The following is a 19,322-nucleotide window of genomic DNA, read 5'->3' on the forward strand; positions in this document are numbered from 1 at the left end:
CAGAGGAAATACATCGATATGGACCTATATTGGACGTGGAAAAAAGAGAAGAAGAAAGCCGAACCCAAGTCATAAGTCCGGCAGATCATATCTAAAGGGAATTTACACATAAAAAAGGACTTGACCGGGGGAGATCAAGTTTATACGAAAATTCATATAAAGTGACCCCGATAATAGGTTGAACGTAAGGATTTTATACGATAAAACAAACAAACAACCACAATTGCGTTGATCGGAATGCAACTTTATACGAAAAAACGTACAAGTTTACGGTTCCATTGATCTTAAACATAAAAAATCCCCTTACAGCAACAGGCTTTATTGTCTACCTGTCTACCATATGGGGAGCATATCACTTTAACATGATGCTATTTTTCTATTTATGAAAAGGAAGACTGCTCGTAGAGCCAATCCATTGCTTGTGCTCGTTCACTAAAAGGAGATACATCTCGTTCTTTCAGCGGCTGATCTGCATCAATAAAACCTAACACAGCGTATGCACCAACACCTAACTGTAACGTATGTCTACCAGCTTCATATAGGAAAGCGTGGACATTAACGCCTGGATAGAAACTATTTTTAATCGCTTTCCGTAGAATAGGATGTAAACCACCACGATCATCGGCATGCGTATTTACATCTAATTGAGGCACTTGCAGCCATTGTGGATCGTTAGAATTAAAGTAACCTACTAGCACTCTTACCGGTTGCTCTACTTCAAACTCAATGGTTACACCTTCTTTAGCTGCCACTTCCCGACTAAACCGAATACCTGTCAGTCCTTCTATTTCCTCCGCAAAACTAGCTGCAAATACTTCACCATCCGTAAACATTGCTGTCTCTTTCTCTAGCGAGAACGTTTCAACATTATTAGAATAGAGCTTGAACGGTACTTGTTGATATGGTTCTATTTTTTCTTGTGAAGTTACTTGCTGCGGCAGCTTACCTGCTTTTAAATGTTTAACATTTGTTCTAAAGTTATTTAATTCTTTCTCATAGACAGGTAACACATCTGCCCAGTGCTTATATTTAAACCCATCAGGCATTGGAATTTTCCGATGCTTCGTTAACATACTATTTGCATATAAATAAGTGTTTTCTGTCAATGCTGTTAACTTCTCAAACCATGCCATACTATTTTCTAAATGTACAACTGCTTGCTCCAACAACTCTGTTTGCTTTAAATAGTCATCCTTTACGAGTTGCTTATACATCATTATTTGAACAGCTGCTCTCACTTTCTCGCCATAGAAAAATGACATATACCTTATCGCTTCTATATCTGTCACTAATCGATTAAACTCTACTTTGTTTTTCGTTACATATTTCTGTGCTTCTTGAATAGCAAGCCATGCGGTATCCGCTAACTTTTCAACCGTTTCGATAACGTCAAATGGTGTTTCGCCCACATGCGGTTGTCCAGCTACTTCTCGACGCACATATAGCTCTATTTTTTCCCCTTGCGGAGCATGATCTTCCCATAATCCCTTGTACGGGGAATAACGATCTGGATTAGTTAATTGACTTAACGTCATGCCGAGTGACAACGTTTGTCTATTTCCTTCTGTAATACCAAAACGGCGTAACAAGCGCGGCGCACATTCACCATAAGCATCGTATGCTGTTATCAATGCCGTAGCCGTCTCCCGACTTCCGAATCGTTCGGTGAACTCTTCTATCCAATAATATTGCTCTGTATCAGCATCACGATCTGGATTCCAAGCATACCTTGCCCAAGCTGCATACCATATCCAGTCTCGATCCATCTGTTTTACACGGGGCTCCACTTTATCCGCACTATACGGCCAATCCCAGAAAAACAATGGATACACATGTAGACCGTTTGCTTTTTGACGATATTTAGCAGCTTGCATACTTTTTTGAATAAATGAAACAGATCCGTAACGGAATGGCTCCAAATTCGCCAATATATGAATATTAATAATATGCACAGATTGCATCGAACTGAGACGATTATGCTTCTGCACCCATTCTCCACGTGGTGTCCACGTCGTTAACGATTCTCCATTATACTTTGCTTCCGTATACAAATTCGGATATAGTGGTGCCGCTTTATCAATCACTGGTTCCGCATCTATCGCATGCGCCCGCAGTATAATCGGTGGTAGCTCTTTGCGGTTCGTATCTTCCAGCCCATCGAACACACCAGCTAATATCGTTTCCGTGAACCACTCGGTTCCATAAATACTACCTTGCAAAGCTTCCCCCAAACATAACATTAATCCAGCATTCGGATAATCACGAACAAACGCAGCAACAGACTTGCGAGTGTAATCAGCTGTAATCGGTAATGGCTGTGGCTGATGTAAATCTAACCCATGCTTTTGCGCAAACGGTAATGGAATATGAATATTATAAAAGTTAAGAACAATCCATATCCCTCGTTTATCCGCTTCTTTTGTTAACCAAGTAAAAGTTTCCACATTACGTGCGAATTCTTCCTCCGTCACTTCCAAAGCTTCTGGATACTCTTTTACTTTTACAAGAGAAGAGAACGGATGACCGGACCATAGATATAATACGTTACTGCGTTGACTACAAAGCATATCCAAAAATTGCAGCCATAGTTGTTTATCATAAAACCATGGAAAGCGAGTCGGAGTAATTGGATACTCGTAAGTACGTCTCGGTGGTTCAATCTCTGTTTTTTGTAGCCCTAGTGCAGGTCCTCGTAATACGAATTGTGGATCGGCTTCACTATGTGCCAAAAAAGAAGGTACAGCTCCTAGCTTCGTAATTCGTTCCGCCAAGTCTTGCATTCCATATAAGGCTCCCGAATCATTACCACCTACGACAACAAGCAAATTTCCGGGTAAAGTCGCTACATAAAAACCTTCTTTTTCTGGAGCTTTTGTATGATAAAGCAGCACTTCTTGCTCTTCTAGTGTTTTTATAAATTCAGACGATTGTCTCGTTCCTATAAATATTTTATAAGCAGATTGCTGGCGATACGATGTAGCATCCCATGACTCATCCAATTGCTCTATTTCATAATTACACTGACGAAGTGCTTCGCTTAGTAATTGACAACCATGCAACATCCGCGAAGTTGCCTGTTCTTGCATACTTATTACTATTTTCATTTTCTGTCCTCCTCATTTTTTCTTACACGATTACTGTAAATCGTTACAGCACTGTTTCAGATATTAGAATAGAGTGTAGCCATGAAAACGAATATTTCCCATTTACTTCATGCGAACCTGCAAATAAATCATATTGCAATTTTTCAGGATTTTCCTTAGCGTAATAGCTTTTCAACTGCTCTACTGTTTGTAAAAAAGAATGTTTAGGAAAAATAGTATCTTGATCTCCGGACTCTAGATATAGTGGTCTAGGTGCTATTAGCCCGAGCAGTTGTGGCAATTCTGCATATTGCAACACATTAGGTAGATAATTATCTATACAGTGATTAACAGCTAGAATACTACCTTTGTACGTATTAGCAAACGCACACAAAACGACTGCTTTGATTCGTTGATCGAGTGCTGCGGTGTAGGCGGCAACAGTTGCTCCGCCAGAAAATCCAATACAGCCTATTCGTGCTGAATTTACTTCTGGACGTGTGGACAAATAATCTAATGCACACTGCATTTCGAACACTCGTAAGCCTACCAAAGATAAACCATACATAAGTAAATGACCTGACATTGGCTGACAAGAATTTTTATTATTAGCTCCCTGATCTCTACTTAGCTTCCGACCACCCATACCGACTAACTCCGGTGCCAATACAACATGCCCTCTCTTCACCATCTGTACTGCAAAGCGGTGATTAGGATTACGATCATCTAATATTGGATTTCCGTCCGCATCTAAACCTACAACTTCACAACTGCCCGAACCATGACCATGTATAGCCAGCACAGCAGAAGTAGCGTGATTATTGCTATTCATGACACTTTTGGGTATGAGTACGTACGCCGGCATTCGCAAACCGATGGCTGTACCAAGCTCCACTCGTTCTTGCACATAATCTTCGTATTCTACTCGCTCCAATACTATTGGTTCTAGAGCAGTCCGCCATTGACTAAAATTGCCGAGTGACTGTTGCAATCGATTTTTTAACTCTTCTCGCTGCACTCCCGTTTCCAACGCATCGTTTATAAGTCCATTTTGCAGTTTATCATTTCTCTCATTCGCAAATTGTGTATATAAATATTCCAAAAAACTATCAGGATTCCACACTTTTTTCCCTCCTTATAGTTCCGGTTGCCATTGATCGTCTCCACGCAGTATATTACTCACCGTCATAGCAGCTACTTGTTCTGCTGTTAACTCCTTTGCCCATGGGGCACGCTCGCTTTTATCTGATCCTGGACCACTACACCCGTATTCCGCATAGCGAGCTGTCTTTTCCCTATCTGGATCACGCCAATTATCCCATCCGACTGGACGAATATGATGATCGATCCAGCACTGAACAAATATAGCGCTACCATGTGGTCTCCACGGTCTTCCTAAGTACACCGTTGCTGTTGGAGCATCCGTAGTTAAGCGGCAGTTAAGAAACACGTAACCATACGGCTGATCTTCTGCTGTCGATGCTGCTGTAACATACCCGTTATGTCGATCTAAACTATGAATAACACAATGATCAAATACAGCCGTTGCCGAGCCAAATATAAAATCGACCGTACCTTCAATATAACAACGATCATATAACTGTCGCCCATGCCCAGGTGTATACAGCGCATCTTGATGCCCTAATACTGCTACATCTCGAAAAATTAATCTGTCGCCGGCTGCTTCCAGAGCAATCGCCTGACCTTGGGATTGGATACGACTAGCATCGTTAGCAAAGGTTATTCGTTCCGCTGTAAAATCATTTGCTAATACTGTAAAGGTAGCTGTTTCATACATCGTCATCATATTACCATCCGGCTTTCGTCGAGATACCGAATCATCATATATAATAATGGTCTGATCACGACTTTCACCAACTAAGCGAATATTTCTTTTTAGTTCAGATACGTTAATTTTTTCTCTATATTCTCCATTTCTCACTTCAATTAGGCTAATATCAGCACTTTGATCAGGAACAGCTGCTATCGCCTCCGCTATTGTTACAAAGTCACCGCTTCCTTGTTGATCGACTACCCATGTACGCATTTCTTCACCTACTTTATGTTGTTTTTAATAGAAACACTTTTTAGCTATTACACATGTGCTTTTAAATGCTGTAAGCTTGATGTCCGCAAACTATTTTCAATCACCGTTTTTGTCTGCACATCTGCTGGCAATACCGGTAACCTTGGCAATCCATTTCCATAGCCCAATTGACGCATTACTTCTTTCAGCGCTGCTGGTACTGTTCCCATCTTCATTAGTTTTCTTATCTCTGCTATTTCGGATTGGGCACGTCTAGCATCAGTAAGCTTACCCGCTTGGTAATAATCATAAATAGATACAACTAAACTTGGAGATACGTTAGCTGATGCTGCAATAGCTCCTGAACCACCTGCAAGTAATGCAGAAAGTATGAAGGAATCTGTTCCTGCCAATACAGCAAATTCATCTGAAGCCTGATCGATTAATTGCAATAAATGTTCATAGTTTCCACTGGAATCTTTAATGCCTACAATGTTTTCAATATGCGACAATTGCGCAACGGTGCTAGCTTCCAACATAATTCCTGTACGAGCTGGTATGTTGTATAACACGATTGGCAGAGAAGTAGACGCTGCTACCGCTTTATAGTGTGTAGCCAATTCTTCCTGATTGATCGGTACAAAATACGGTGTAATAACAGATAATACATCCGCTCCTACTTTTTCTAGCTTCTGCGATAAACGAACGGATTCTTCTGTAGTAATGGCACCTGAACCGGCATATAGCGGAACTTTTCCCTTAATTTCATCAGCTGCTATTTTTACTAACTCTACCTTTTCATCCTCATGAAGGGAAAAAAACTCCCCATTAGTACCAAGTACAAAAATGCCATGTACACCGGATGTTATTTGACGTTGGATCATCGTCCGAAGTGTTTCTTCATCTATTTTCCCGTTAGCTAAAAACGGTGTAATTAACGCTGGTATAATTCCTTGCGGTTTAAACATATATTGCTCCCCCTACCCTGCTATCTTTATATTTTTACTACACTTGCTGCTCGTATACGTAACCCATGATGTAATACTTCTGAAATAATCCACGACGGATTCCATGTATTGCTTCGACCACGACCTTGGAAATTGGATTGAAAAAATCCTTCTGCTTGTTCCCCAACGACAGTAAATCCCCATTCACCAGGTGTAGTACAAATGCCTTGCCCCATCGCTGCAAAAATCTTTTCTGCAAGTTTCACAAAGCGCTCATTTCCAGTCCACTTGCCTAGCTGCCACACTTCATACGTCGGAAAAAACACATCCAAATGATGGTTTTGCACGCTCACTCCTGGCCATCCTGCAGCCAAGAAATTTGCTTCCGCAAAAGATGTTCCCGCATCGTACACTGGATTCCATACATAAACAAACGTTAATTGCCATTCTGCCGCTACTTCCGCCCATTGCTGATAACGTTCTTCTTTCGTCAGGACAAACATCTCATAAGCTGCCAAGAAGAAAAACATTCCCGCTTCTTTATCTTCACATCTAGCATCTAGCGTAGAACGAGCAAATGGGCGTTCAAATGTCAGTGCATGTAATCTATAATAGCTCTCTAATATATGATGAGCCTTTTCCAAATATAGTTCTTGATTAGTCACTTGATACGCTTTGGCAAGTGCTATTTGACAAGGAATACCCGCAGCAGTTATGGATGCTGGATCTACACTACTTCCATCATGTCGAAACGCTGCCGGAAATATATTATCTTTGGTAGTCGCTAATAGTAAAAACTGTGCGGCTTCCTCTACTGCGCTAACCCAGCTAGCAGGAACTTCCCGCCCATAATTACGATACAACAGAATAATATCTGCTAAATCGCTAATAGTTTCACCGAAGGCGCGGCTAGAAATTACCTTTTCTTGCATCCAGTTAAAGCTATCCCATTGTCCACTCTTTAGTAAGTAAACACTATGACGTAATCCTTTAACTGGCGATGTACTATGATTAACATAGAAGTTAACCGCTTTCTCACAACGATCGATCCGTTCCAACTGCTGCTCAGAAAAACCAAGATGAGCATCACACCACGCCATTTTTAACGCTTGCCCTGTCCATCCATACATAAAATGTAATTCATGTTTTTTGGATGGAAAACCGAAACTGTTACGGTCGTTAAACTTCACATATCCTGCTGCTGCACCAGCTTCTCTCCAACGATCATCCATGGCAGCAGTCTTTAAGCGAATCATTTCGTCTAACGTTAAAGGGGTTGCAGTTGGCACGTTAAATATTTTTTCAGCCTGATGTACAACTTCAACAAATGCACGTCCTGGCTGTGCTACCATGCCCCAATCCACTACATAATGCTTCTTCAATGTAAATCCAGATTCGAAGTTTAAATAGCCTTGGTCATACGGTGCAATTTGGCTTTTGCTCACATAAACGATATCCTTTTCACCATTGAACATAAGCGCTCCACTCATCGTGGCAATAGTTAGTGACGTATTATCCTTGTAAGCACCAATCGAACCATAATGGATCGTCCCATCCTCACATTCCACATAGTCTGGAATCGAATATAGTGTAAAATAACGTTGTCCAACAGCAGCAACTGGCCATTCCATATTGACACAAGGTATCGGCAAACGGTGTTCTTCACATAGTAAACCTTGCCCAGTCCCTACACCTAAACGAGGCACAAGTCGATCAGGATCTGCCGATGGGTTATTATTATATATGACATGTGGAATTGTAATTTGCTCTTGACCATCTATCGGTAATTGCCACTCTACTCCAACGACAACATCATTCAAAATGGTAGACGTCACGTTTTCCCATTCTATTATTGTTTCTAACAAATCATGACTATTAAAAAGTAATGTACATGTTACTCGTAACTGCATTGCGTTAGCTACTATCGTTATTTGCTCTTCATTGCTATGAATAGCCACACTTGTAAGCTGCAATTGATGATTGTGCCAAGGTCGCCCAGTCGAGTAAACTAGCATCTGTTGTATATCATTTTTGTAGTAAGGTATTTTTTCATCTTGATGATATAAACTAATTTCCGCTCCCTGCGTACTCTCTTTCACTTCCAACTTCCTTGCTCTGCTAGCGCTAAGCAATGAATACAGTTCCATTTCACGCCGCCTCCTGTTTATCAGACCATGGTTTCTAATCTACTTGGTCTACATCTTGCATGACCATTTGCTGTACATCTCCTTGCAATTGACCAGTACCTACTTTTCGTAAACGCAGTGCATAATATAACTCGCCTAGTAACGTTATATCGAATCTACCTTCAAACGCTTGTTCGAGTGTAGTAATTGTCATATTCCATGTATCGATGATATCGACTTCGTATTTGCCTTCCGGCATCATAAATGCACGTGAAGAAAATCGATGAGGACCAAAATATTGTAAATAATAATGACCACGTTCTTCTAATGTTGAAGCGTCATGTCGAAGCCGGCTATAGCTAACGTCATGTGGCGCTTCGCTTATAATTTTTTGTAGAAAAGTTAATCGAGCTATACTATCCCCTACTAATAAACCACCATGAACAGACCATGTCGTTCCATCTGCTTGTAGCATGGACTCCCCGTGAGAAGCAAAACCTCCACGCATAATCGCTTCCCAAATATGGTATGTCATTTCTTCCGCTAGTAATGCATCATCGGGAGTCGCCCCGTTACCTTCTCTACCGCAATGTTCCAATACGACTGGCTTTTCATACTGCAACGTAAAATCAGATGCTTTTTTAATATCTTCATCCTTTAAGCTAATATGTGTTAATGTCGGCAAGCCCCAATTATAGGCGTTCGTCACGCCATGAACGGTTAACAAGTGATGACCGTAATCATTTTCTTTAATCGTTCGGATAAGCGGAAGCAACTGCTGCTCTGTATCGTCGATGACTTGATCTCCATTGTCGCTTATTGTCCACCATACATTCGCATAAGCGGCGTAGCGTGCGACGATATAACGAATATAATGGTGCTTTTGCTCCTCCGTTAAATGAATCAGACCTAGTTGCTCAACTTTTGGCGAAAAGAGAACAAGCTCCACTTGTATACCTAGCTCTGCTAATCGAGCAATGCTTTTATCCAAAAGATCAAAGTACGGTAAGTGCAACTGATTGCCATCATATTTCCCCTCCGCAGTGGAGACAAAAGGGAAATATCCTTGCTGAGTAACAGCTTCACTACGGTAAGGCATTACTAACATATTCACTTTGTTAAAAGGGCTCGCCTGTAACGTTTCTATCGTTTGTAATCGTCTAGCTTCCTCTTGTACATGCCATTCTTCCAGCCAAGTACCCATCGGAATAAACGTCGTTCCATCCTCATAAGTGAATCTCGTCTGATTCATGATTTGGACTCTACCGTGTTGCTTTTGCGATGAAGCTACACACTGGAACTTTCCACTGAAAATACCGGTGGGAAACATCGCTCCTTCTGCTTGAAAAGCCCATTCTCCTACCTGATCAGGCATGAATCGAACCGTTATTGCTCCTGATCCATCATAGTAGCCTTCCGTCTCAAAATATCGACCAGTATGGTTAAAAGTCACTTTAAGACCCGTACGATCCGTTAATTGGAGTGGTGTATTAATAGGTATCTTCCACTCAAATTTTGCCCAACGCTCTACTATTTGTGTATACAGCATCTATTCTTGTCTCCTCTCAATTTGCCTGTATTCGGATAGCAGTATATGGTTTGGCTGGCAATGGTATGACACTTTGTCCCGTGTATGTCTCTTTCAGTACCGTTATTGTCATATTCCATATATCAATCAACTCTACTTTATAACTACGATCCGCTGGCATTGGCAGTTGATATGAACTCAATCTGTATTTTCCTAAATATAGTAAAGCATAATTGCCATCCTCTTTCGCCTTCATCCAATCTTGCGGACCAGCCTCCAGCACTTCACGAAGAAATTGAATTCGTGCAGGGCTTTCGCCATACAATTTGCCACCGCTGGAAATCCATGATCGTGGTTTTTTTTCAAAACACTCCCCATGAGAAGCAAAACCACCGCGCGCAATAGCTTCCCAATAACGATGCATCAACTCCAAAGCGGTAATATTCCCCCAACGTTTAGAGACATTTCCTTCGTATGATATTTCGTCAATTACAATTGGTTTACGAACGTTTTCTCGCCATTCTGTTACCGTCGCCGCATCCCAATGTTGAATACTCTGATGCGTAATCCACGATTTGCTAAAATCATATAACGAAGAAGTTTCGTACATTCTCGTTCCATTATGAATAGAGCGTAGACGTTGATAAGGATCTTCCCGTTGGACAAACTGTAGCAATCGATCCCAATGTGGTATATCTTTCATTTTATTAAAATCGTACTCATTCGATAACGACCACCATACGTTTCGGAATGCTCCCAATCTAGCCATAACATACTGTAAGTAGTAGCAGTCTTCCTCTACCGTTAAATTATTAAATCCCCAACCTTCTTCTTTGTCATAGGGATGGAATAAAATTAAATCCGCTTCAACCCCTAGCTCCATCAAATCGATTAGTTTTTGTTCCAAATGTTGAAAAAACAACGGATTGAATTTTTTAATATCGACATCTTCTGGCACCGTTCCCGCGTATGCGACCATTGGAGGTCGCATCGTTTTCGTCGGTAATATACACATCCGTACTTTGTTAAACGGTGACTGTTTTAATTCCGTTATCGTTTGCTGCTCATTTTCAGCATCGCCTGTATGTGTCCAATGATAGCAAGTCGTTCCAAATGGTAAATATGATGTTCCATCCTCATAAGCAAACAAATAATTATCCTTTACTCGAACGGGACCATGATTATTTTGTTGAGCAGCTGTACATATAAACGTTCCTTGTAAACCACTTAAATGTGGTTCATTACTATCTGTCGTATAGGTCCACACCCCTTCACGATCTGGCATAAACCTAACTTTGTACACACCATCGCCATCATAAAATCCTCTAACCTTTATTTGATCATTTCGGTATTGAAACACCGCTGTTAATTGAATGTCCTCAAATGGATTACCATCTGTTGGCCCTGACAAAGCAACTTCGAATATTCCCCATCTTTCCACCTGCTGATCGGTAAGCAATCTACTGATGCCCCTTTCTTCTGTCCAGCTTTTTTTTTATTCCACTAAACCTGTACGTTCTACCCCTTCGACAAACCATCGTTGCGTAAATAAATATAAAATTAACGGTGGCATAATCGCTAAAAATGATTTTGCCATATCAAGAGATGCAGCAAATAATTGACCGTCTTCTGTGGCGACCGCTCCAGCCGCTTTCACTAAAGCAACCGACAATGGCACATCTTCCATTTTGAATAAAAACATCATTGGATAATAACTATCGTTCCAGTTCCATACAAAGGAGAACAAAAACACGACCACAATTGCTGGAGTCGCAATCGGCAACATGACTCTAAAGAAAATACGGTATATACTAGCACCGTCTACTTTAGCTGCTTCTTCAAGCTCCTTCGGCAATACGGAGAAAAACTGTCGATAAATAATGACATACAACGCACCCTTCAAACCATGTCCGAACAATGCCGGAATAAGCATCGGCAGAAAAGTATCGATCCAGCCAAACTCACGATACATAATAATAAGTGGTAGTACCGTTACTTGTGGCGGTAACACAAATGCAAACAGTAAACAGGCAAAGAAAAATCGTTTAAAAGGAAACTTCACTCTCGCAAAGGCGTAGCCAGCCATCGCACAAGCAATAAGTTGTAACAATGTAGCTCCAAGCGATAAAAACAACGTAATTGTGAATGAAGTTGGATAACTTAACAGACTCCAGGCTTCTTGCAAATGACCCCAAAACACACTTTTAGGTATCCAATTAACCGTTGGATCAATTAAATCGCTTGTTCCTTTGATCATCGTAGAGATCATATAAAATATCGGGTTCAAATATAAATATGCAGCTTCTATCAACACCACATATATAAACACTCGGAACAGTAGCCCTTTATCTGCCTCCCGCCCTAATAAGAGCAATTTAGCACGTTTTCCTATTCCTACTGAGCCTGGACGCAGTTGTCTCTGACGAAGACTATTAATCACTTTTTCCATCTTCCACACTCCTCACTTCGCGCTCGACGGATTACGGCTACCTCTACCTAGCAGTAGAAATATTAACGCCAAAAATATCATAATAATGATGAAGTACACCCAAATTAATGCGCTTGTAGGGCCATACTGTGTTGGATTTACGCTAGCTATAATCGGATTTCCTGGAAAAGTAAACAAATCTACTACTGTATAAACAGTATTTAAAAGTACAAATGGCATCATGGCTGGCAATGTAATTTTCCAAAACGCTTCCCATGGGTTAGCTCCATCAATACGAGCCGCTTCATAGACAGATGCCGAAATCGTTTGTCGTCCTGCCAAGAAAAGTAAAATTTGCACACCAGAATACCACAAAATAAGAACAAAAGAATTTAATACCGCCACTATCGGCGTAGCCCATGCTGCGGGTAAAAAGTCTGTTAAAGTTGTAGCAAGTGAAAACTGTTCTAAAAATCCTAACTGTCCCTGTCCTTGACTAAGAAAACGCTCAATGATATTACCAGAAGCAAAGATTACTGGTAGAAAAAATACTGCTCTAAAAAATCCTCTGCCCCAAAACTTTTGGTTTAATATAATCGCAATCATAAACGAGAAGATTACTATAATTGGAATCATAAATAGTACTTGTCGCAAAAACGGTAACAATTGATCATAAAATATACCGCCATCGTCAAACAACAAATTGGAGTAATACTTAAATCCAACGTAATCATGGGTAATTCCTGTACCAGTTATTCTGACATTATGGAAGCTCATAAAGAGAGAGTATCCCAGCGGAAATGCTATAAATGCCAGAAAACCGATAATCCATGGTGCGATTAGCCATATTCCTTCATATCGTTGTAAAAATGAAGCTTTCTGTATTTTCCGTCCTTTCATGATTACTCTCCCCCCTCCACCACAATGAAATCTTGTGCTGCTATTTCTAACGTATCTACTGTAACTGGTCGGTCATTATAATTAACAATTATTTTTTTGCCACCAGAGTACGTTGTTTCTTTGACATTAGTAGCAATTGTTCGGTGATTGATCATATATTCATTCTGCACATCTCCCAATGCTGCATTGAATCGCTCGTATTCCTGAACAATCGCCTCTTCCCAATCGTCGTAATTCAAACTATATTGCCAAATGCTATAAGAATCTTTCATCGCTTCACTCGGAGCATGCATCACTCCAAAAGAAGGGATGGCTCCATATTCAATCCCTTTAAGGAAATCACTACGATATTCATCGCGCATATTACCCCATGGAAGCGTGTATGGAACGATGCCGTGTAGCGTCATTTGAGCGAAAGGAATAGCTTCATCTACAAACAAATCATAAGAGTAGCCAGTAGGTAGATTACGAATAACATCGACATCTTTCCATACATAAGCGTGACCATCTCGAATCGCTGCTTGAGACATCACTTCCTTCGCTACTGCAATAGTCTGTTGATGCGTCTCTGTTGATTGATCTCTATCTAATCGATTGCGACGATTATAATCACTTGATAATTCACTACCAATACCAACAAAAGATAAACCATTTGCTCCTAATTTGCTGAAGCTAGCTATGTTTTGTTGCAGCTTGTTAAGTGAAAACAAAGGGCTTACCAGCGTCATTTTTTCATTAGAATGGTTTGCTACATATTGCAACAACGTACCCGCTTGATCTTGTAAACCATCCCGTTTAGCATCAAACTTTTTTCCATCGGTATTCATTGTATAATTAATTTCTAACATAACTGTATCGCCTTGTGCTTGGGCAAATGCTACAAAGTCTTGCATCCCTTTATTACCACCAAGCTTCTTTTCTACATCCGGATCAAATGTTAGATTACTCAACCCACCTTTTTGCCACGCAGTGTAAGTGATCGCTAAGTTTGGTATACCAGCATCATGTAATTGTTGCACGATTTGTTTTGCTTCGCTGGTAGTTGTGCCTACAATATAATCATTACTCAAGAAGCCTTTTTGCCTATCCCCACCGATAAGATCAATATACAGAGGCAGCTTGTTTTCAGTATGTTGCTGCGTCTGCCAGTCGAATTTTTCTATCAAATAGTCTCGATATACGGCTGCCATAGCAGAGTAACTACTACTTGCTTGTGGAAGAATGTAGTGTCGCACTTTTCGCTCACTATTAAACTTCACTTTACTGTACGTATAAAACCCTGACGTAGCACTTTGCGATGTTGGTTGATAATATTGCAAACGATAGTTGTGTTCGATCGTAGCCCAAGCATAGTTACTATAAACACCTGATGGAGCGGCATAAATATAACCATACTCTTCTCCTTCATCTGCTACTGTTAACACACCACCAGTATCAGATTTCATCCCAACAATAGGCATGGAAGCAGGTCGTCGATTCGTATAGATAGAGTTGAACGCATAATCTCCACCATATATTTGTTCACGATAGACACTTTTATCATTAGAAACATTATCCTTTAGATGATATAGTGCGCCTGATCCATCAGGAAGTAGTAAATAATTTTCTTCCCCACCGGGATGAGTCGATCCTAGAAAAGGATATAGCTTTAAACTTAGTAGCATATCTTTTCCTTCTTTAATATTGCTGTCGTTAATCGTTGTTTCAATGAAATCATCCGATAATCTTACTTCAACTGGAATTAATAATTGTAACGCTGGAAGAGCGAATGTTAGCTTGAATCCTTTATCAATACGCTCCCAGTCCATAATCCCTCCTTGCGAGGATAGTAAACTGTTCACTTGTACCGATTTATTTACTGCATCTTTTTCTGTCGTCTCCATAATAACTGGAGATAACAAATGACTTCGCCATGCCCCACCTATCTTTTCCTTAGACCAATCTTTCGGATTAGGATAAGAATATGTCTCACTTCCGTCTCGTTTATCCAATACTTTGAAGTGACCTGTATGACGATCCGCTAGTAAAATTAATGTACTATTTTCGGCTACCTGTTCAAAATCAGCTTCATTAGGTAATTCACCTGCCGTACTAGTAGCCATCTTCATTTGAGGATCAAACAGCGATTGATCAAATGATTGCTCTGTCATTACTGTTGCCGTATCTGTTTTAAGAAATAAAAACAAACCAACAGCAACGACAATTACAAGTACTACCATCCAAGGAAGTAGTTTGCGCAGTGATATACGTTTCAATAGTTCCGTCACCGTACCGACACCTCCTGAATGATAGAATAAATGAAGTTTCTTAATTCCGCTCCTAATCCAATAACGATAAAGCAAATAACAGCGATAATAATCATCGTACCAATCGTGTACAGCAAATTGACTACTGTCTCACTTACAGAATAATTTTGCAGTGATTTCACTTGCCAAATGATTAGTAAAGCTACCCACACAAACATCCCTTGATTGAGAAAGCTGTATATAGCTTCTTCACTTAACGTCATACCATTAGAAATTAGTGTAAGCGGCAATCCAATAATGATTAATGGAATAAGAGAATAGGCGCTACCAATAAATACATCCTTAAAACGCCCTTCCCCTCGTAAAATACTACTAACCAAATAGTTACAAATAACAAACCCCGTCCACAATAAGAAAAATTGAATAAAAATGTTAAACAAATTAAACGGTTTAATCAGATCCGCATTGAAAACAAAACTAGTACCTGAGCGGGAGAGAGCATAAGAAACAAACGCTAGTAATAATATAATGATTCCGCTCCAATAGCTCCCTTTATTTTCATAGCGAATAGCTGTAAATCCGTCGATCGGATGGCGCATGAGATACAATCCATGTCGTAGTTGTTCTCCTAATCGCTTAAGCTTGTTATCGCCTTTCATTTGTAACTTAACTTTGAAAAGATCTGGTTTTCGTTTTTTAATAAATTTAAAAATAAGATACAAAACAACAATTACGACTATAATGTTCATAATTAAAGCAAATCGTTCTTGTAACCAATTTAGACGAAGCTGCCAAAAGGAATCCGAGTAACCTTCTTGTAGCCCTGCTGCCAAATACAATCGTTGCGCTTCCTCATAATCTCCTTTTTGAAAAGCGGACTGTGCAAGCCCTACCATCGCCGGAGTGTAATGTGCATTATAATGTAACACTTGCTGCCACAATGGCTCCGCTTCTTTATATTTTCCATCGAGTGTCAAATTGTTAGCTGTATATACCATTTCTCCAAATTCCGTTTGTCGAAATGATTGAATGAGGTTAGCGTTATCATCTAAAATATATATATGGTTTTTGGAATTTATTTCTATTGCCGAAGGGCTTTTCACAATACCCAACTGTGTCGTATTAGGGCTTGCATCTCCTGACCAAAAAAACAATAAGTTTCCAAAAGCATCATACTGGCTAACCATTTTCGACTCTCCATCAATAACTGAAAAATTCCCTGTAGCGTCTACTGCAATATCTTTCAAGTTATTAACCGAGCTAGTACCGCTACGGAAGCGATATTCGCCGAACTTTTTATTGCCTCCTCCCGGAGCGCTGCTTTTTCCCAAAAAATCTTTACCAGCATTATTCAGTTTTTTAACTTGTTCACTTTTTAACTCGCTACCATAAGATACAGTATAAATAAATCCACGTTTATCAATGTTGACGTTGGCAATAGCCGGTGGTAGTTTACTTAATTGTTTCTCATACATTTCTTTGGAGTAAATCATTCGCTTCATCGAATCCAAAAAAGAAAATGGAGCTTTGTTAGCTGCAAAAAAGCGGACAAAACCACCATCACTATCTAACTGCAACAAGCCGTTATAACTTCCTAATGAAACGATATAGACGAACCCTCTTTTATCTACTGCTACTTTAATAGGCTCAAAGCGGTAATTATCCGGAATAAACCGAGAGTCTGGTAATGTGTACTCTTGTAATAATTCTCCTTGTTGACCAAGCTTCACTACTCTACTATTACCGGTGTCTGCCACAAATATATTTCTGTTTTCATCTACATATAATCCTTTAGGCCCTGATAACGGTTTATTTTCTAAAGGTGGCAATATACGATCAAACTCACCATTTTCATCAAATATAACAATACGATTATTCCCTGTATCAGCCACATAAATCTGATCTTCCTTGTCAATAAACAAGTCCGACGGTTGTTGTAATGGCGATAATACCTTTGCCTCTGGATTTTCCGGGTCAGTAACAAATATATTTCGACCAAGCACTTGATCTGGGGCGTAAGCTGCTTGGGTCCAAACTAATGTTCCATAAGACGTTCTATAATTAGTGGAATAGGGGTATTCCGCAAACGCCGTCGCCGGAAACATGACTACTAGAAGACATGCAACCAGCAGGCCAGGTAGAAGACGGGTGCTTTTCATTTTTCTCAGCATTTTTTCTTCTCCTCCTGCGTTATCATTTAATACCAGAGTGCGCCATTGTAGCGATTACTTTTCGTTGGAAAGCTAAAAATATAATTAAGTTAGGCAAAAATATAAGTAATGCTGCTGCTGCGACTGCTCCTTGCCTCGCTACATTATTAGCCATATTCGCTGTTAACGTTTGGACAAAGAACGGAAATGTCTTCATCTGTTCGTCTTGCATAAATAAAGTAGAAGTCTCCGCATTACCCCAAGCAGTTTGGAACGAAGTTATCGCTATCGTCGCTACCGCTGGCATAATAACTGGTACGACAATCCGCAAAAATACGGTAAACTCATTAGCCCCATCCATCCTTGCCGATTCCAATAGTTCGTTTGGTAGTTGGTCAATAAATTGCTTCATTAGAAACACGCTGACCGGCACAGCGACCAATGGTAAAATATGTCCCCAGTACGTATTCATAATCCCTAAATTACTAACGACCAAATATCTTGGAATTGCTACCGTCTCCGGTGTAAACATTAAAGTTAACATGATCGTTGCAAATAGTAGCTTATGACCTGGAAATTTATGTTTTGATAATGGATACGCACATAAAGCACTAACTAAAGTAATTGCAGCGACACTAAGCGCGGCGACCGCAAAACTATTAAATAAATATCGACTGACAGGAATGATGGAATCGGCAGATACTTGGAACAACTCTATAAAGTTTTGAAATGCAGGATTCCGCGCCCAAATGGTCGGTGGATATATAAATAATTCTTCATAAGGCTTTAAGGCATGATTAAAAATATAGACAAGCGGTAGTAACATAAATATACTAGCCACCACTAACAACAAAGCAATCAGCTTTTCGAACGTACTCATTGCCTTTAATCTAGATTTTCGCTTAAAACGAAAAACTTTACGTATCGCTTGCTGCACCATTATTACTCATCCTCCTTCGAACCAAATAATCCCCAACAAAACTTATTAGATAAGTACATCAGTAGCAACAAGAACACAGATAACGCAGACGCATAGCCAAGTTCAAAACGAATAAATCCATAGTCATCCACATGATTTAGAATAAGATGTCCGGAATATTGCGGCGTTGGATTCATCCCAGACAACTGCGTTCCAATCGCCCCCGCTTTGAACGTATTGACAATAGCCATTACTGCTCCAAACAACATTTGCGGTTTCATAGATGGAATTGTTATGTACCATATCTCTTCCAACCGAGATTTGATTCCATCGAGTCTACCTGCTTCATACATCTCTGGGTTAACATTAAGCACCCCTGCAAGCATTGATAAAAACCCAATTCCCATACTTGACCATAACGTTACAATGATCATAGATGTCATTAAATGTTCTTTACTGGTCACCCACAAAATTGGATCATTAATTAAACCAATTTCTAGTAAAAAACTATTTAAGTAACCAATCCGGTCACCACTTAACATCGGTAGCCATACAATAGTCATCGCAATACCACCCATTAAAGAAGGTGAATACATCGCGAGCGCAAACCACTTTCTGGTTACATTCGGTAATATTGAAATAAGCCATGCTAGTAAAAAGGACAGTATATATCCTACGGGACCTGCAATAATCGCAAACTTAAAGGTGTTAGGCAATGCATGTTTCAAAAATAACAAATCTTCTGAAATCATGTAGCGAAAATTTTCCCACCCTATAAACTTAGGAGGTTCCAACGAGTTATAGGACATAAAACTGAGAAAAAAAGCACTAATAACTGGAACCATAATAAAAATGATAAAACAGACCATAAAAGGAGCTATAAACATATAAGATAGTCTAAACCGCCATATCTGACTTAAAAGTTCTGCAAACTTGCCTTTTTCCTTCCGACGAGTAGGCATCACCATA

13 protein-coding genes are annotated in these 19,322 nt (G+C 40.0%); all 13 read right to left on the reverse strand.

Going from position 1 to position 19,322, the window contains the following annotated elements; all coding sequences use genetic code 11:
* Nucleotides 1–380 precede the first annotated feature (380 nt).
* The 13 genes from ACFSTH_RS14810 to ACFSTH_RS14870 are packed head-to-tail and all read right to left on the reverse strand — an operon-like array spanning nucleotide 381 to nucleotide 19,321.
* Nucleotides 381–3,104: a hypothetical protein gene (locus tag ACFSTH_RS14810; protein ID WP_377770010.1), complete on the reverse strand. Its 2,724-nt coding sequence runs from the start codon at nucleotides 3,102–3,104 to the stop codon at nucleotides 381–383.
* Between the two features lie 43 nt (nucleotides 3,105–3,147).
* A complete protein-coding gene (locus ACFSTH_RS14815) occupies nucleotides 3,148–4,206 on the reverse strand; it encodes a dienelactone hydrolase family protein (RefSeq protein ID WP_377770009.1) in 1,059 nt (352 codons plus the stop codon).
* A 12-nt stretch (nucleotides 4,207–4,218) separates the two neighbouring features.
* Entirely contained in the window at nucleotides 4,219–5,130 is a 912-nt protein-coding gene (locus ACFSTH_RS14820; protein WP_377770008.1) for a pectinesterase family protein, read from the reverse strand.
* 47 nt (nucleotides 5,131–5,177) lie between these two features.
* Nucleotides 5,178–6,077, reverse strand: a complete 900-nt coding sequence (dapA, locus tag ACFSTH_RS14825; RefSeq protein ID WP_377770007.1) for a 4-hydroxy-tetrahydrodipicolinate synthase — start codon at nucleotides 6,075–6,077, stop codon at nucleotides 5,178–5,180.
* Between the two features lie 26 nt (nucleotides 6,078–6,103).
* On the reverse strand, nucleotides 6,104–8,203 hold the full coding sequence (locus tag ACFSTH_RS14830) for a hypothetical protein (protein WP_377770006.1): 2,100 nt from the start codon (nucleotides 8,201–8,203) through the stop codon (nucleotides 6,104–6,106).
* A gap of 34 nt (nucleotides 8,204–8,237) precedes the next feature.
* Nucleotides 8,238–9,731, reverse strand: a complete 1,494-nt coding sequence (locus ACFSTH_RS14835) for a DUF5605 domain-containing protein (protein WP_377770005.1) — start codon at nucleotides 9,729–9,731, stop codon at nucleotides 8,238–8,240.
* A 16-nt stretch (nucleotides 9,732–9,747) separates the two neighbouring features.
* A complete protein-coding gene (locus ACFSTH_RS14840) occupies nucleotides 9,748–11,169 on the reverse strand; it encodes a DUF5060 domain-containing protein (protein ID WP_377770004.1) in 1,422 nt (473 codons plus the stop codon).
* A 36-nt stretch (nucleotides 11,170–11,205) separates the two neighbouring features.
* A complete protein-coding gene (locus ACFSTH_RS14845) occupies nucleotides 11,206–12,159 on the reverse strand; it encodes a carbohydrate ABC transporter permease (protein WP_377770003.1) in 954 nt (317 codons plus the stop codon).
* Nucleotides 12,160–12,171: 12 nt separating this feature from the next.
* Nucleotides 12,172–13,038, reverse strand: a complete 867-nt coding sequence (locus ACFSTH_RS14850) for a carbohydrate ABC transporter permease (RefSeq protein ID WP_377770002.1) — start codon at nucleotides 13,036–13,038, stop codon at nucleotides 12,172–12,174.
* 2 nt (nucleotides 13,039–13,040) lie between these two features.
* Nucleotides 13,041–15,305 (reverse strand): DUF5696 domain-containing protein, encoded by a 2,265-nt coding sequence (locus ACFSTH_RS14855; protein WP_377770001.1) that lies wholly within the window; start codon nucleotides 15,303–15,305, stop codon nucleotides 13,041–13,043.
* A complete protein-coding gene (locus ACFSTH_RS14860; RefSeq protein ID WP_377770000.1) occupies nucleotides 15,302–17,455 on the reverse strand; it encodes a YIP1 family protein in 2,154 nt (717 codons plus the stop codon). The genes ACFSTH_RS14855 and ACFSTH_RS14860 overlap by 4 nt, the downstream gene beginning before the upstream one ends.
* A 22-nt stretch (nucleotides 17,456–17,477) precedes the next feature.
* Entirely contained in the window at nucleotides 17,478–18,374 is an 897-nt protein-coding gene (locus ACFSTH_RS14865; RefSeq protein ID WP_377769999.1) for a carbohydrate ABC transporter permease, read from the reverse strand.
* Nucleotides 18,375–18,376: 2 nt separating this feature from the next.
* Nucleotides 18,377–19,321, reverse strand: coding sequence for a carbohydrate ABC transporter permease (locus tag ACFSTH_RS14870; protein WP_377770016.1), 945 nt, complete (start codon nucleotides 19,319–19,321; stop codon nucleotides 18,377–18,379).
* Nucleotide 19,322 lies beyond the last annotated feature (1 nt).

Source organism: Paenibacillus yanchengensis (assembly GCF_042684845.1).
Lineage (GTDB): Bacteria > Bacillota > Bacilli > Paenibacillales > Paenibacillaceae > Pristimantibacillus > Pristimantibacillus yanchengensis.